The organism is Agrobacterium rosae (assembly GCF_002915175.1).
In the GTDB taxonomy this organism is placed as follows: domain Bacteria; phylum Pseudomonadota; class Alphaproteobacteria; order Rhizobiales; family Rhizobiaceae; genus Agrobacterium; species Agrobacterium rosae.
This window is the reverse complement of sequence record NZ_NXEJ01000019.1, coordinates 1-13,639: the sequence shown is the minus strand read 5'-3', so window position 1 is coordinate 13,639 and position 13,639 is coordinate 1. Positions and strand designations below refer to the sequence as shown.

12 protein-coding genes, 2 tRNA genes and 1 pseudogene are annotated in these 13,639 nt (G+C 57.8%); 9 read left to right on the top strand and 6 right to left on the bottom strand.

What is annotated here, in order from left to right:
- Positions 1-99: 99 nt before the first annotated feature.
- Positions 100-3,171 carry an excinuclease ABC subunit UvrB gene (gene uvrB / locus CPJ18_RS26445; protein ID WP_103660501.1) on the bottom strand — a complete coding sequence of 1,024 codons (3,072 nt, stop codon included), beginning with the start codon at positions 3,169-3,171 and terminating at the stop codon, positions 100-102.
- 246 nt (positions 3,172-3,417) lie between these two features.
- Between uvrB and CPJ18_RS26440 the strand changes: the two genes are divergently transcribed.
- From CPJ18_RS26440 to CPJ18_RS26430, 3 genes are all read left to right on the top strand, one after another.
- Positions 3,418-3,771, top strand: coding sequence for a DMT family protein (locus CPJ18_RS26440; RefSeq protein WP_077122710.1), 354 nt, complete (start codon positions 3,418-3,420; stop codon positions 3,769-3,771).
- Between the two features lie 4 nt (positions 3,772-3,775).
- Positions 3,776-4,240, top strand: a complete 465-nt coding sequence (locus tag CPJ18_RS26435) for a GNAT family N-acetyltransferase (RefSeq protein WP_103660500.1) — start codon at positions 3,776-3,778, stop codon at positions 4,238-4,240.
- 149 nt (positions 4,241-4,389) lie between these two features.
- The gene (locus CPJ18_RS26430; RefSeq protein WP_103660499.1) at positions 4,390-4,821 is read left to right on the top strand and encodes a GNAT family N-acetyltransferase; all 432 of its coding nucleotides are present in this window, start codon (positions 4,390-4,392) and stop codon (positions 4,819-4,821) included.
- A gap of 90 nt (positions 4,822-4,911) precedes the next feature.
- Here CPJ18_RS26430 and CPJ18_RS26425 read toward each other — a convergent pair whose 3' ends face one another.
- Positions 4,912-6,330 carry a PepSY-associated TM helix domain-containing protein gene (locus CPJ18_RS26425; RefSeq protein WP_103660498.1) on the bottom strand — a complete coding sequence of 473 codons (1,419 nt, stop codon included), beginning with the start codon at positions 6,328-6,330 and terminating at the stop codon, positions 4,912-4,914.
- A 65-nt stretch (positions 6,331-6,395) separates the two neighbouring features.
- The gene (locus CPJ18_RS26420) at positions 6,396-6,818 is read right to left on the bottom strand and encodes a DUF2946 family protein (protein WP_103660497.1); all 423 of its coding nucleotides are present in this window, start codon (positions 6,816-6,818) and stop codon (positions 6,396-6,398) included.
- Between the two features lie 166 nt (positions 6,819-6,984).
- Here CPJ18_RS26420 and CPJ18_RS26415 point away from each other — a divergent pair, with 166 nt between their 5' ends.
- Positions 6,985-8,529: a DUF1800 domain-containing protein gene (locus CPJ18_RS26415; protein ID WP_245445507.1), complete on the top strand. Its 1,545-nt coding sequence runs from the start codon at positions 6,985-6,987 to the stop codon at positions 8,527-8,529.
- Between the two features lie 5 nt (positions 8,530-8,534).
- Entirely contained in the window at positions 8,535-9,716 is a 1,182-nt protein-coding gene (locus tag CPJ18_RS26410) for a DUF1501 domain-containing protein (RefSeq protein WP_103660496.1), read from the top strand.
- A gap of 16 nt (positions 9,717-9,732) precedes the next feature.
- On the opposite strand, the gene CPJ18_RS26405 is transcribed toward CPJ18_RS26410, so the two are convergent.
- Together CPJ18_RS26405 and CPJ18_RS26400 are read right to left on the bottom strand one after the other, a co-directional pair.
- The gene (locus tag CPJ18_RS26405; protein ID WP_103587706.1) at positions 9,733-10,122 is read right to left on the bottom strand and encodes an acyl-CoA thioesterase; all 390 of its coding nucleotides are present in this window, start codon (positions 10,120-10,122) and stop codon (positions 9,733-9,735) included.
- A 31-nt stretch (positions 10,123-10,153) separates the two neighbouring features.
- Positions 10,154-11,035 (bottom strand): TrmH family RNA methyltransferase, encoded by an 882-nt coding sequence (locus CPJ18_RS26400; RefSeq protein WP_103660495.1) that lies wholly within the window; start codon positions 11,033-11,035, stop codon positions 10,154-10,156.
- 312 nt (positions 11,036-11,347) lie between these two features.
- Between CPJ18_RS26400 and CPJ18_RS26395 the strand changes: the two genes are divergently transcribed.
- From CPJ18_RS26395 to CPJ18_RS26385, 3 genes are all read left to right on the top strand, one after another.
- Positions 11,348-11,432 (top strand) — tRNA-Tyr (locus tag CPJ18_RS26395).
- Positions 11,433-11,457: 25 nt separating this feature from the next.
- Positions 11,458-11,531, top strand: a tRNA-Gly gene (locus tag CPJ18_RS26390).
- 280 nt (positions 11,532-11,811) lie between these two features.
- Positions 11,812-12,225, top strand: a complete 414-nt coding sequence (locus CPJ18_RS26385) for a PAS domain-containing protein (RefSeq protein WP_103660494.1) — start codon at positions 11,812-11,814, stop codon at positions 12,223-12,225.
- A gap of 362 nt (positions 12,226-12,587) precedes the next feature.
- Here CPJ18_RS26385 and CPJ18_RS26380 read toward each other — a convergent pair whose 3' ends face one another.
- Positions 12,588-13,217: a TerC family protein gene (locus CPJ18_RS26380; protein ID WP_103660493.1), complete on the bottom strand. Its 630-nt coding sequence runs from the start codon at positions 13,215-13,217 to the stop codon at positions 12,588-12,590.
- Positions 13,218-13,573: 356 nt separating this feature from the next.
- Between CPJ18_RS26380 and CPJ18_RS27045 the strand changes: the two are divergent.
- Positions 13,574-13,639 (top strand): annotated as a pseudogene (locus tag CPJ18_RS27045) (GTP-binding protein); the annotation flags it as partial.

Genomic DNA, 13,639 nt, shown 5'->3' with positions numbered 1-13,639 from the left:
GAGAAAGTCTGTAATTCCCAACAACAGACTTTCGCTCGCGTAGTATGCTAGGGTCCGTTCTCGTCCTAGCAAAAGTTAGGGTCAGGAGATTACGGCTCATTACCGACCCGGCCTTCCAGTCTTCCCCTTCGTCCGGCCCTTGCGTTTCTGCTCACCCGGGTCCTCGTAACTACCCACACCAACCTTGCCACGCGCGATGGTGCGGGGGTCGTCTTTGCCTCCCGAGGCGCGCTCTGGCTGGCCTTCCAGAAGAGGGGAGAAGCGTTTGCCGTCCTCGCTCTTCGGCTTGGCCGGGGTTGCTCCCTTGACCGGCTTTTCGGTGCGGCCGACGGTCATTTCGTCGAGGCTGTTTTTGCGGAACAGGGGTTTGGCGGTGTCGGTGCCGGGGCCCATGTTGTCCAGGGTGGGTTTGGCGAAGAGGGATTTGGAGGTGCCGCCCTCTTGGTTCTCGTGGTTCGAGACGGCCCCCTGGGCCTCCTCACCATGAGGTCCTCCGGCAGCGCCGTTTTCGCCAGAAGCACCGCCCTCATCCTGAGGCGCGGAGCCCGAAGGGCGGAGCCTCGAAGGATCCTTCTTTGCGCCCTTCTTGCCGCCACCTTCCAGCGATTTCGCCTCTTCCTTGGCAATCGGATCGTCCATGGCGGCGAGTTCGGCGGCTTTGAGACGTTTGATTTCGTCGCGCAGGCGGGCGGCTTTTTCGAAGTCCAGGTCGGCGGCGGCGTCGCGCATGGATTTTTCCAGCGCGTTGAGGTGCGCCTGAAGATTGTTGCCGACCATGTGGCCGCCATCGGCGAAGCCCTTGCCGGATGCGCCGGAGATATCGGCGCGGACATGGTCGCGCTCGTAGACACTGTCGAGAATATCCGAAATGCGGGCCTTGACCGATTCCGGCGTGATGCCGTGTTCGGTGTTGTAGGCCACCTGCTTTTCGCGGCGGCGGCTGGTTTCTTCCATGGCGCGTTTCATGGAACCGGTGATCTTGTCGGCATAAAGGATGACCTTGCCATCGACGTTACGGGCGGCGCGACCGATGGTCTGGATGAGCGAGGTTTCGGAGCGCAGGAAGCCTTCCTTGTCGGCATCGAGAATTGCGACGAAGCCGCATTCGGGAATGTCGAGACCTTCGCGCAGCAGGTTGATACCCACCAGCACGTCGAATGCGCCGAGGCGCAGGTCGCGGATGATTTCGATGCGTTCCAGCGTGTCAATATCCGAGTGCATGTAGCGCACGCGCACGCCCTGTTCATGCAGATATTCGGTAAGGTCTTCGGCCATGCGTTTGGTCAGCACGGTAACGAGGGTGCGGTACCCGGCCTGCGCCGTCTCGCGGATTTCGCCCAGCACGTCATCCACCTGGCTGCGGGCGGAGCGGATTTCGACCGGTGGATCGATGAGGCCCGTGGGGCGGATGACCTGTTCGGCAAAGACGCCGCCGGACTGTTCCATTTCCCAATTGCCGGGGGTGGCCGACACGGCGACCGTCGGCGGACGCATGGCATCCCATTCCTCGAAGCGCAGCGGGCGGTTGTCCATGCACGACGGCAGGCGGAAGCCATATTCGGCCAGCGTCGCCTTGCGCCTGAAGTCGCCCCGGTACATGCCGCCGATCTGGCTGACGGAGACGTGGCTCTCATCGATGAACAGCAGCGCGTTGTCGGGGATATATTCGAACAGGGTCGGCGGCGGTTCGCCGGGATTGCGGCCGGTGAGATAGCGCGAATAGTTCTCGATACCCGCGCAGGAGCCGGTGGCTTCCAGCATTTCGATATCGTAGCGGGTGCGCTGCTCCAGCCGCTGGGCTTCTAGCAGGCGTCCGGCCTTTTCCAGCTCGGCAAGGCGGCCTTTCAGCTCTTCCTTGATGGAGCGGATGGCACCATTCAGCGTGGGGCGCGGGGTGACATAGTGCGAGTTGGCATAAATCTTGACGGATTGCAGATCGCCGGTCTTCTGGCCTGTGAGCGGATCGAACTCGGTGATCGAGTCGATCTCGTCGCCGAACATAGAGATGCGCCAAGCGGCATCCTCCAGGTGAGCGGGGAAGATTTCGATGGTATCGCCGCGCACGCGGAAGGAGCCACGCTGGAAATCCATATCGCGACGTTTATATTGCTGGGCCACGAGATCGGCCAGAAGCTGGCGCTGATCCAGCCTGTCGCCAATCGCCATCTGGAAGGTCATGGCGGTGTAGGTTTCCACCGAGCCGATACCGTAAATGCAGGAAACAGAGGCGACGATGATGCAATCGTCCCGCTCCAGCAGCGAGCGGGTGGCGGAGTGGCGCATGCGGTCGATCTGTTCGTTGATCGAGGATTCCTTCTCGATGAAGGTATCCGAGCGCGGCACATAGGCTTCCGGCTGATAATAATCGTAATAGGAGACGAAATATTCCACCGCATTGTCGGGGAAGAAGTTCTTGAACTCCGAGTAGAGCTGCGCCGCCAGCGTCTTGTTGGGCGCAAGAATGACGGCAGGTCGCTGGGTGGCCTCGATGACCTTGGCCATGGTGAAGGTCTTGCCGGAGCCGGTGACGCCGAGCAGAACCTGGCTGCGCTCGCCGGAATTGATGCCCTCGACCAAGTCCTTAATAGCGGTAGGCTGATCTCCCGCCGGTTCAAAATCCGAGGCCATGCGGATAGTGATGCCGCCTTCGGACTTGGCCGGACGGGCAGGGCGGTGGGGCGTCCACATCTTGCCGTCTTTGAACAGCGGATTGCCGCTTTCGATCAGTGCCGATAGGGCCTCGACCGTCGCGGTGACCGCACCGGTGGCGAGGTTTTCGGCATCTTCAAGGCTGACATCCATGCCGGCGACCGGGTTGAGACCGGCGGCAGCACGGGTTTTCGGATCGTTGGAGGCTCCAATGGACACGCCGCGCGAGGTTTTCTGGGCGGTGGCCTTCTTGTTGACGCTGCCGCCGCTCTTGGCCTTCTCGGCCTCTTCGATAGCCTGCTTGCGCGCCTCGATCTCGATCTTCTTGCGGTGCTTGCCCGCTTTGGACGCGACTTCGCGCTGGGTCTCGACGGAAGACGCCTCGGCATCTGCCTCCAGCTGCTTTACCCAATCGGAAACGCTGCCGGAAAGCGGCGCGCCTTCGAACGGGGCTTGCGGCATTTCTGCGAAGCCATCGGAGCGGGAGGTTTTGTCGGAAGATGTCTTTGGTGATCTGGCCATGGTCGGAATATGGAGAGAGTCCGTTTGAAAGTGAAGGGGCGGGGTCGAAAAATAGAGTACAAACAGGAAACATCCGGCGCTTTGGAACCGGAAGGCGGCTTCGGCGTTTTTCCCGCGCCCTGACTTACGTTCAGGGGCACTTCAAATGCCTGTTCCGGTTTTCCGCCGTCTGCGCTAAGCAATACGCCGTAAAACGGATCAGTTCCCTGTCCGATGGTCATTTCCCTCCATTCTCAAAGGTCGATCATGCCTTTTGCCATTACCCCTGCCCATATCTGGCCTATCGTGATGCTCATTGCCTCAAACGTTTTCATGACGTTTGCATGGTACGGACACCTCAAACACAAAGGCAGCGCGCTTTTCCTCGCTATCCTGGTCAGCTGGGGCATCGCCCTGTTCGAATATTGCCTTGCCGTACCCGCCAACCGCATGGGCTCCGAGGTCTATTCCACGGCACAGTTGAAGACGATGCAGGAAGTCATCACGCTCACCGTGTTTGCGCTGTTTTCGGTGTTCTGGCTGAAGGAAAGTCTGACGATCAACCACGTCATAGGCTTCGCCCTGATCGCATTCGGCGCGTCCTTCCTGTTCAAGTCTTGATCCGATGTTGAAAATCCGCACCGCAACACTGGATGACGCAGCGGCAATGACGGCCGTGCAGAACGAGATATTCGCGGCCGGTCTGCGCAAGACGCCGCGGGATATTGAGACGATCCTCAAAGTCTATCTCCAGCGCGAAGACAACATCGAGTGCACGGTCGCGGAAAACAGTGATGGCCAAATTCTCGGCTTTCAATCTCTGACCTATGCGAGACCCGGCAACCCATATGGTGTCGAAGAAGGCTGGGGCATCATCGGCACGCATGTCAGCCCAACGGCTGCCCGCCAGGGCGTCGGCTCGGGCTTGTTTCGGGCAACGCTGGTGGCTGCCAAAGCGGCCGGGATCGAGAATATCGATGCCAGCATCGGCGCGGATAATGCGCTGGGGCAGGCCTATTACGAGGCGATGGGGTTTCAGACGTATCGGACGCCGGAGGGGCTGGTGTGTAAGGTTTATCGGATAAAATAAAGGTCAGTATAAACTAATGTACTTAATCGATCACGTTCCATCGTTTGTTCTTCGGTCATAATCCTGTCGCCCAGAAGTGATATAATTTAGACTGAATTTTTGACTTCAGAGGAATGTGGTCTCTTTGATGTAGGTATGATTGTTTTCCGATGAAAACGAGAATTGCTATACATGCCGATTTTCCAGAGTTGGCATTGTTGATGGGTGAACTGGGTTATCCGACTTCGCTCGATGAAATGACGTTCAGGATGAGCGCGCTGGCTAAGCTCGATAACTACGCGGCCTTTGTGGCGGTCGAGGCTGAGAGCGTTGCAGGGATGATAGGGCTTTCGATAACGCCTTCTTTCTACCGTAGCGATCTTGCTGGAGCGATCGTAGCGCTCGTCGTTTCTCCACACTTTCGCGGGCGTGGAGTGGCTGCTCTGCTTGTTGCCTGCGGCGAAAGATGGTTTGCCGAAAGAGGAGTGGATCGTGTCTCCGTCAACCCTAGCAACCATCGAACATCTGCTCACCGCGTTTATAATCGTCTGGGGTATGAACAGACTGGCTTGCGTTTCACGAAAAGCCTAAAGGGCATATAAAATTTCGCCTCTCGAAGCTGCTTCACTGCGCATAACAATTTCAGAGGAATGTATAAAGTCATGGCCGGGATTGCTCCCGGCCTCGTTGGTTTACGCCCTGCGGCGCTTCTGGCGTGCCTGAACCACCAGATCCAATACCAGCATCACCAACAAGCTTATCCCCACCAGCGGAAAAATCACGCCGCCGATGGCGAGTAGGGCGATCAGGCCGTGTAGCACGCGCTTTTCGTTTGGCAGGGGCGGCACGCCGAGGGAGCCTTTGGGGCGGCGTTTCCACCACATGATGCCGCCGGAAACTGCAAGCAGCACGATGCCGAGGCAGGCGAGGGTGAGGATGATCTGGTTTGCGAGGCCATATTGCTGGCCCATGTGGACATTGATGCCCCATTCCAGCCCTTTGCCGAGTGCGCCGTAATCGGCGTAGCTCATGTCGATCAGAGGTTCGCCGCTATATTGATCGAGATGGATCACACGTTGTTTTGACAGATCATCCGGATAGACCGAGCCGCTATAGACGCCGGTTGGCGTGGTGGGCAGGGCTACTGTGTAGCCGGGCAGGAGGCCGAGTTGGTTGAAGCGGGCGATGGCGTTGTCGATGCCGATGGGTGGCATGGTCGGTTGGCTGTCCATCGGAGCCATCGCGGTGCCAGTGTCCATATGCTGGCCGTGATCATGGGTGCTGGATTGCGGGATTTGCGCCTGTTCCAGAGACCATGAGGTTTTTGCCACGTCGTTCAGACGGTTACCGGACATAGGGACATCGACGCGCACGCCGGCCGGATATCCGAAATTGTTGCCATTGGCCCACTCATTGACCTTTGCGCCCCAGACGCCGGACCATGGCATGCCTGTGATGGCGAAAAAGACAATGAAGATACCGACGAATATGCCGGTTACGGCATGGGTATCGCGCCAGAAGACGCGCTTCTTAGGCGTGCCGCGCACGGTAATCACGCCGCCCGTCTGCTTGCGTGGCCACCAGAGATAAATGCCCGTTGCAACGAGAAGGATGGACCAGCCGGCCGCGATTTCGATGAAGTAGCGCGCGAAAGTGCCGAAATATTTCAGGCTGTGGATATACCGGATGGTCCACATAACGGTGCCCCGGTCCGGCAGGGAGCCTAGGGTTTCGCCGGTATAGGTATTCACATAGATGGCGCGCTTGCCCGTTGCCGTGTTGACGGTGATTTCGGTCGAAGCGCCGGGGTCAGCGGGTGTCGTGTATTTGACGGCGGTGCCGGGAACGGCGGCCAATGCGGATGCGATGATGGCGGATGGACTGGCCTGCGGGGCGTTCTGCACCGCTTCGATGCGCTTCAGATCGGCATGGATGAAACCGTCGATCTCATCCTTGAAGAGATACAGTGCGCCGGTGATGGCAAGGGAAATCAAGAAGGGCAGAACGAAGAGACCGGCATAAAAATGCCAGCGCCAGACGGCGCGGTAGAGGTTGATGGAAGAAGATTGCGCGGCCTGGCGCTCTCCTTCGAAGGAGGTGGTGACGGACATGAGATGTCTCCGCTGGACAATGAGGTTGGACGGCCAAACTGCGCAACGGCGGTTGCGCGCGTGTTTCAGGCCGAGGCTTTGCTCAAGGTTTGCAGAGCGGAGGGAGGGGCGCGGGGTTGGGATTCGCGATTCGGCGGCTGCGGTGAACGTTTTGCTTCGGCGTGCTGGAAGCTGACCTGAAGTGTCAGAGCAAAACCGATAACCGGTTCTGTTGGCACAGCGGGAAGTGTAATGGCAGAGGCGGTGGCGAGGCGGCAGAGCGTGCCACAGCAATTATTGGCAAGCTTGCCTGCCGGGTCCTGCTTGCCGGATGCACCATCCGGCATGTGGCTGGAACAGATGATCTCATCTGCCGATAGTGCCATGGCGGCCATGTTGCCATTGGCAACACCATTGGTAAGGCCTTGCAGCAAAAACAACAGAAGCGCCAGCATGGCGATAGCGCCAGCCGAACTGCAATCCTGCATGATTTTGCGAATAAGTCCCATGTCTGGTGCTGTGCCACATTTTCTCCTTATTGTCACTGCGGCACGGCGTACCACGCCGCGCTGAATTACAAATTGTCCATGTCTGAAAAAGGCCATGATTCCGCGACGTTTCCGCCGGAATTGGCGGGGATTGTCGCTGTTGTCAATATTGGCAGGAGTGGTGGAAATGGTTCCTTTTTCTCCAACGATGGCGGCGATCCGCTATGGCTACGGGCTATCGCCGGGCCAGGTGCTGAACCGGAACTCGGATGACCTTCTGGTGCAGCTTGCCGACGCGCCATTGAAAGACGCGTTTTTTCCCATTGGCGGTGCGTTCGAAGCGCGACAACGATCTGATGATCTCGCAGACGGTTTCGTGGCCATACGCCCCGCCAAAAAGGGTGATCAGCCCGACCGTGAAGCAAGGCAAGTCTTGCAGCGAAAGGCCGAGCAGAGCTTTCAGCGCGATAGTCTCGCCCGAGTCATGCAGGCGGTGTTCTCGCCTTACGGTTTTCACGAGCGACTGGCATCGTTCTGGGTCGACCATTTTTCCGTGAATGCGCGTAAGGCAGTGAACATGCGGGTCATTACGCCACTCTACGAGGTCGAGGCGATCCGCCCGCATCTGGCCGGACCCTTCCGCGACCTGTTGCAGGCTGCGGTGCTACACCCAGCCATGCTGATCTATCTGGATCAGAACCGATCCGCCGGCCCTGAATCCGCTGCCGCTGCGAACCGCAAGGCGGGACTGAACGAAAATTTGGGTCGCGAACTGCTCGAACTCCACACAATGGGGGCTGGCAGCGGCTACACGCAAACCGATGTGCGCTCCGCAGCGCTGGTCTTGACCGGCATGACGGTGGATGACCGATACGAAATGCTGTTTCGCCCGCGCATGGCCGAGCCGGGACAAATCAAGGTCCTCGGTGTTTCCTATGGCGGAAACGAGCGCACAGCGGATGACTGCCTCAGCATGCTGGATGACCTGGCCATGAGGCCAGAGACCGCGGCGCATGTCTGTCGCAAACTGGCGGCGCATTTCATTGACGATGAAGCACCGGCAGACGTGGTGGCCGCCATGACGAATGAGTGGAAGGCCAGCAACGGGCAACTGGTCAAAGTCTATGCCGCAATGCTCAATCATCCCCGCGCCTGGGCAGAACCGGGGCGCAAGATGAAGCTGCCGTTCGACTATGTCGTATCCGGTCTTCGCGCTTTTGGGATCAACCAGAAAAACTGGCAGGCGAGAATGTCTCCAGCTGGTGACGACGATGTCGCGCCGATGCCTGCCATGGGAGAGGCCATGGGACAGATGGTGCCGAAAGACAGCCCGGCATCCGCGGCGAGCGACCAGATGGCGATGGAAAAGCCTGTGACGGAAATGAAGCCGGATGCAGCGGTACAAAAGCCAAAGCCCAGGCAGAGTCTGGCGCGGACGTTGACGCTTGCCTCGTTGCGCCGCATGGGCCAGCCGGTGTGGCAGCCGCCGAGCCCTGCGGGTTTCGAGGAGGGTGTCGCATCATGGCTATCGCCCAGCCAAATGAGCGAGCGAATTTTGTGGGCTCGTAAAGCATCAAACTCACTGGGTGGTGACACGGAGCCGAAAAAGCTTCTGGAAGTCGCCATGGCCGATATGGCGCGTGACGATACCATCCGCGTCGTCAGCCAGGCCCCGAACCGCACAAGTGGTATGACGCTTGCGCTGTCCTCGCCCGAATTCAACAGGAGATAGGAAACATGGCCTTCTCTCAGGATATGCTGATAAGCCGCCGCAGTTTTCTTGCCACCGCTTGCTGTGCAGCTGCGTTGCCGGTTTTTTCTCCCGTCAGCTTCGCCGCCATGCCGGGCGATAACCGCTTCGTCACCATCGTTCTGCGCGGCGCGATGGATGGGCTGGATCTGGTGCAGCCCTATGGCGATGCCGCCTTTGCAGGCTTTCGCCCGACATTGGCGTTAACGCCGGATACGGGATTGATCGATCTCGACGGCCATTTCGGTCTCAACCCGGCAGCCCAGTCTTTGATGCCGCTATTCCAAGCCAAGGAACTCGCCTTCGTGCACGCGGTCTCGACGCCGTACCGGGACCAGCGCAGCCATTTCGATGGGCAGGACATGCTGGAAAGCGGTGCGGAACATGTTCATGCAGAAAGGACAGGCTGGCTCAATCGAGCGCTTTCATCGATCCCCAGATCACAGGATCGCAAGGCTATCGATATCAATACCTCGATGGAGCTGATTCTTTCCGGACCGAATGAGGCCGATGGCTGGGCTTCCACCTCCGATATGACGATGGCGGCGGATGACGTTGCCTTCTTCAAGCGTCTATATGCGAATGATGCGGATTTCAGCCGGGTATTGGCCGAAGCCCTGCGCACGGACATGTCGGCAGAGCAGCTGTTCCAGGACGAAAAACGCGGGCAGGGCATTCGCGATGTCGCCAAGCTTGCAGGTGGTTTGCTGCGTGAAGATTATCGGATCGCCAGCTTTTCCGTTGATGGCTGGGATACGCATGCCGGGCAGAAAGGCCAGTTTGCCCGTACCGTCAAAGACCTGACCATCGCACTGACGACGTTGAAGGATGCGTTGGGTCCGGATGTCTGGAAAAAGACCGTTGTGCTTGCCATGACGGAGTTTGGCCGCACGGTGCGCGAAAACGGCACCGGCGGAACAGATCACGGCACCGGCGGCGCGGCTATTCTGGCCGGCGGTGGCATCGATGGCGGGCGGGTGCTGGGCAGCTGGCCGGGACTTGCGGATGGCAAGCTTCTTGACGACCGCGACCTGATGCCCACTGGTGACGTCCGCGAACTCGCCGCCGCTATGCTTTATCGCCAGTTCGATGTGGGCAGCGAAGCGCTGACCAACGGCGTTTTTCCGGGGCTCAGCTTCGATAGATCATCGGCTTATTTGAAGATTTGACGTGAGTGCCAGCGGATCAGACCTGCTGCGCGATGGGCGTCGGCTTTCCTTCGTCGTCCATCGCCACCATGATAAAGGTTCCGGCAGTGACCTTTTCCATGGCGTTGTAGCGTGAGCGTTGCGCCCACGCTTCGACGGTGAGGGTAATGGATGTGCGCCCAACCCGGGCAATGTCCGTATAGATCGACAGGGTATCGCCGATCTTCACGGGCAGTTCGAATGCCATTTCCTTGACCGCTGCCGTCACTACACGACAGCGGGCACGCTCTGCGGCGCGAATGCCGCTTGCCAAGTCCATCTGTGACATAACCCATCCGCCGAAAATATCGCCCGCCGGGTTCGCATCTGTCGGCATGGCAAGTGTGCGAAGCGTGAGTTCGCCGGTGGGTTTTGTCAGCTCTGGCATTGGTGCTCCAATAAAGATGTTGTCCGGGAAATTATGATTTTGCGAGAAATTGGCGTGCGGCATACAGCGCAATGGCTGCAGCATTCGAAACATTCAGCGATTTGATCTCGCCGGGCATATCGAGGCGTGCCAGCGCAGAGACGGTTTCACGCGTCTTCTGCCGCAGGCCTTTGCCTTCAGCGCCAAGGACGAGCGCGATTTTCTTGCCGCTGAATGTGCCCTCGATCGGGGCAGGGCCTTCTGAGTCGAGACCGATGGAGGTGAAGCCGAGCTTGTGCAACTCACCCAGCGCATCGGCCAGATTGCCGATCTGAATGTAGGGAATCATTTCCAGCGCGCCGGATGCAGACTTCGCCATGACGCCGGATTCGGTTGGGCTGTGACGCATGGTTGTGATAACGGCACCGGCATTGAAGGCGACTGCCGAGCGCATGATGGCACCGACATTGTGCGGGTCCGTGACCTGATCGAGAACGAGAATTAGCGGGCTGTTCTTCAACGCGCCCAGCTTCTTGACGGGCAGGGGCTTCGTTTCCAGCATGATGCCCTGGTGGATGGCGTCCGGCCCAAGCACCTTATCGATATCCTGCGGGGATACCATTTCCACTGGGAAGGGCTGCTCTTCCGCTGTGCCTATTTCCAGCCGCGCCAACGCGTTCAGCGTGACGGACAGTTTGACGATCTCTCGCTCCTTGTTGGAAAGCGCCGCGCGGACCGTGTGCAGCCCGTAGAGATGGACCTGATCAGGTGCCAGTTGCGGTGCCTTCCAGTCTTCGCCGCCACGCGGCCTGCGCTTCTGAAATGCGGGGGTGGGGATTTCGCCACGCTCTCTCTTGGCATCACGCACCTGACGGCGCAGCGTTGCATAGTGAGTGTCACGGGTGGATTTATCGTTTGGATCGTCTTTGCTCATGCCGTCTTATATCTTTAGCGCTGCTCCAGCACCAGTACCCTGTCGTGCTTCGCACCCTATCAATTGGCCGCGGAGTTGGCTTCTCTTCCTGTTTTGTGAGGCCGTCATGATAAAAATGCCGACGTCTTTCCTGAGAGAGACGCACTCATCCACAGGCCTATGACTCTGTTCGCATTTTTCGTGAAATTTCGTCACACATCGTGTTGACAGACGCGGCGAGGGCAGTCATATACGCGGCCACAGACGACGGAACGGCAACGCGCCGCACCGGAAATCTGGTTAAGCTTGGTCGCTTGATCCTCGCAGAATACTGGAGGAATGCCCGAGTGGTTAAAGGGGACGGACTGTAAATCCGTTGGCTCAGCCTACGTTGGTTCAAATCCAACTTCCTCCACCATTCTGCACGGATCGAAACCACCGCCGCGGGTATAGCTCAATGGTAGAGCAGCAGCCTTCCAAGCTGAATACGCGGGTTCGATTCCCGCTACCCGCTCCACTTTCCAACAAACGATGATCTACAACGCCAGTCATGCTGGGGTCTTCGCATGTCTTGAGCAGGGCGCTATCGCCTTCAGACAACAGGGCGGCGCGATGCGAGCAATATGTCCACTGGCATCAATCGAGTGCGCCAAACTCCCGTAGCAAAAAAATATTCATGAAATGGAACGATTTCGGAAGCCACCGGTTTTTGGTGCTAACACAGTTCTGCCTTATTGTACGGTCTCCAGATACCGCATAAAGTGACATATCGGTTTAGAATAAACCCAGGATTGATAATGTCGGAGAATACACCCGTTCAGCGCTATGTCGCAATGAATCTCGGTGGGTTTTACGTCTGGGACGTCCAGCAGAACCTTTTTTGGGCGGATGAGGTCTTCGCTCGAATCATGGGATTTTCCTGCGAAGAGCTAAACGATGGTCTGCCCGTAGAGCGGATGATAACGATAATCCATGAAGACGACCGTCCCTATGTCGCAGAGGGAATCAGAAACTCCGTTCTGTCAGGCGACGCATTTGAGATGGTCTACCGCGTTCGGCGCGGAGACGGTTTCGTCAAGATCACCGAAATCGGAAAATGCTACCGCTACATCGATGGCGTCGCGACGCTTTTTAGCGGAGTTGTTTTTGACAGCCCGTATTCCGGTAATGTGGGTGCGTCCAACGTGAACGTCCCCGTATCAACGGCATAGGCAAGTGCCGTCACATGGTGCCGTATAGAGTTCCCGCGATCAGGAACACGAAGAAAATCGCGCTGAAAGTCATCCCGATTTTGATTTGGCGAAAGCGGCGAACACGCCCGCCGGACCAGTCATAAGCCATTGTTCAGATAGCCTTTATAGTTATTCGTCATATCTAAAGTAATGGGTGTCTATGCTTGCGTGAGGCTGACGGCAACCACGAAAAGGTACGGACGAATTGTGCGACTTGCGGTCGAAGCTGGGGCTGATTTGCCAATGCGGGCTGACAAGCTTTTGGGCAGAGTTTTTTTCAATAAAAAACCCGGAGACGTCTATCATCTCCGGGCTCGTCAAAACCGCAATGGCTGGCGAGTTCAGCTGAAATACGGCTGCACGTAAGGCCAGACTTCGACGAAGCCGTGATAGAGCATGTTGAGCGCCACATAGACGATGACTGCAAGGCCGACGTAGGAAATCCACTGGTAGCGGTGCAACAGCTTGGCAACGTAATTTGCGGCGAGGCCCATCAGCGCGATGGAGAAGATCAGGCCGATGATGAGGACGGTGATGTGGTCCTGCGCGGCACCTGCCACGGCCAGAACGTTATCCAGCGACATGGATACGTCGGCTATGACGATCTGAACCGCCGCCTGGAAGAAGGTCTTGTTCCCCTTCGTCAGGTCGGCTTCGTCATTGGTGATCTCGTCTCCTGCTTTGCCCTGCGCACGCAGTTCGCTCCACATCTTCCAGCAAACCCATGCCAGCAGAAGGCCGCCGAAAAGCTGCAAGCCGACAATGGCGAGCAGTTGTACGGTCACTGCTGCGAAGGCGATACGAAGAACGGTGGCCGCAATAATACCGACAAGTATGGCCTTCCGGCGGAGGTGGGCGGGAAGGCCGGCAGCGGCGAGACCGATGACGATGGCATTATCGCCTGCAAGAACAAGGTCGATCGCAATGACCTGAAGAAATGCCGTAAAACCGGCAGCGGTAAAAATTTCCATGACAGATCCTGAAGCAGACACGAATGGGTGTCGGGGAGAAAGCGGCTGTGAAAACGGACGTTGATAAACCGGCGATATCGATTCCGGTTGCCGGTCTCCGCAAGCCAATTCGATGTCAATATGACATGAATCACTTCTTCGTAAAGAGTGCGTGTGCCAGTCATACACGCATCCGTACGTACGGCCCGCGTTGAATCCATCAAATATAGCACCATATGGCAGTCATCACGTCGCTTTTGGCGGTGCAACAAGCGTGCTTGCAATTAAGTCTTGCGCATTCGCTTGCAAAGCCGTAAACGGCGACACCAAACCGGTTCGCCGGGAAATCGACTTCACGTTCACAGGAAGCAATTCACATGGCAAAGAGCAAGTTTGAGCGCAACAAGCCGCACGTCAACATTGGCACGATTGGTCACGTTGAC

Bases quoted from the DNA above. Each gene is read 5' to 3' on its own strand.
- CPJ18_RS26435 (WP_103660500.1), top strand. From the start codon at position 3,776: ATGTTGAAAATCCGCACCGCAACACTGGATGACGCAGCGGCAATGACG.
- CPJ18_RS26405 (WP_103587706.1), bottom strand. From the start codon at position 10,122: ATGCCAGAGCTGACAAAACCCACCGGCGAACTCACGCTTCGCACACTT.
- CPJ18_RS26400 (WP_103660495.1), bottom strand. From the start codon at position 11,035: ATGAGCAAAGACGATCCAAACGATAAATCCACCCGTGACACTCACTAT.
- CPJ18_RS26425 (WP_103660498.1), bottom strand. From the start codon at position 6,330: ATGTCCGTCACCACCTCCTTCGAAGGAGAGCGCCAGGCCGCGCAATCT.
- CPJ18_RS26430 (WP_103660499.1), top strand. From the start codon at position 4,390: ATGAAAACGAGAATTGCTATACATGCCGATTTTCCAGAGTTGGCATTG.
- CPJ18_RS26415 (WP_245445507.1), top strand. From the start codon at position 6,985: ATGGTTCCTTTTTCTCCAACGATGGCGGCGATCCGCTATGGCTACGGG.
- CPJ18_RS26380 (WP_103660493.1), bottom strand. From the start codon at position 13,217: ATGGAAATTTTTACCGCTGCCGGTTTTACGGCATTTCTTCAGGTCATT.
- CPJ18_RS26410 (WP_103660496.1), top strand. From the start codon at position 8,535: ATGGCCTTCTCTCAGGATATGCTGATAAGCCGCCGCAGTTTTCTTGCC.
- CPJ18_RS26420 (WP_103660497.1), bottom strand. From the start codon at position 6,818: ATGGGACTTATTCGCAAAATCATGCAGGATTGCAGTTCGGCTGGCGCT.
- CPJ18_RS26440 (WP_077122710.1), top strand. From the start codon at position 3,418: ATGCCTTTTGCCATTACCCCTGCCCATATCTGGCCTATCGTGATGCTC.
- CPJ18_RS26385 (WP_103660494.1), top strand. From the start codon at position 11,812: ATGTCGGAGAATACACCCGTTCAGCGCTATGTCGCAATGAATCTCGGT.
- uvrB (WP_103660501.1), bottom strand. From the start codon at position 3,171: ATGGCCAGATCACCAAAGACATCTTCCGACAAAACCTCCCGCTCCGAT.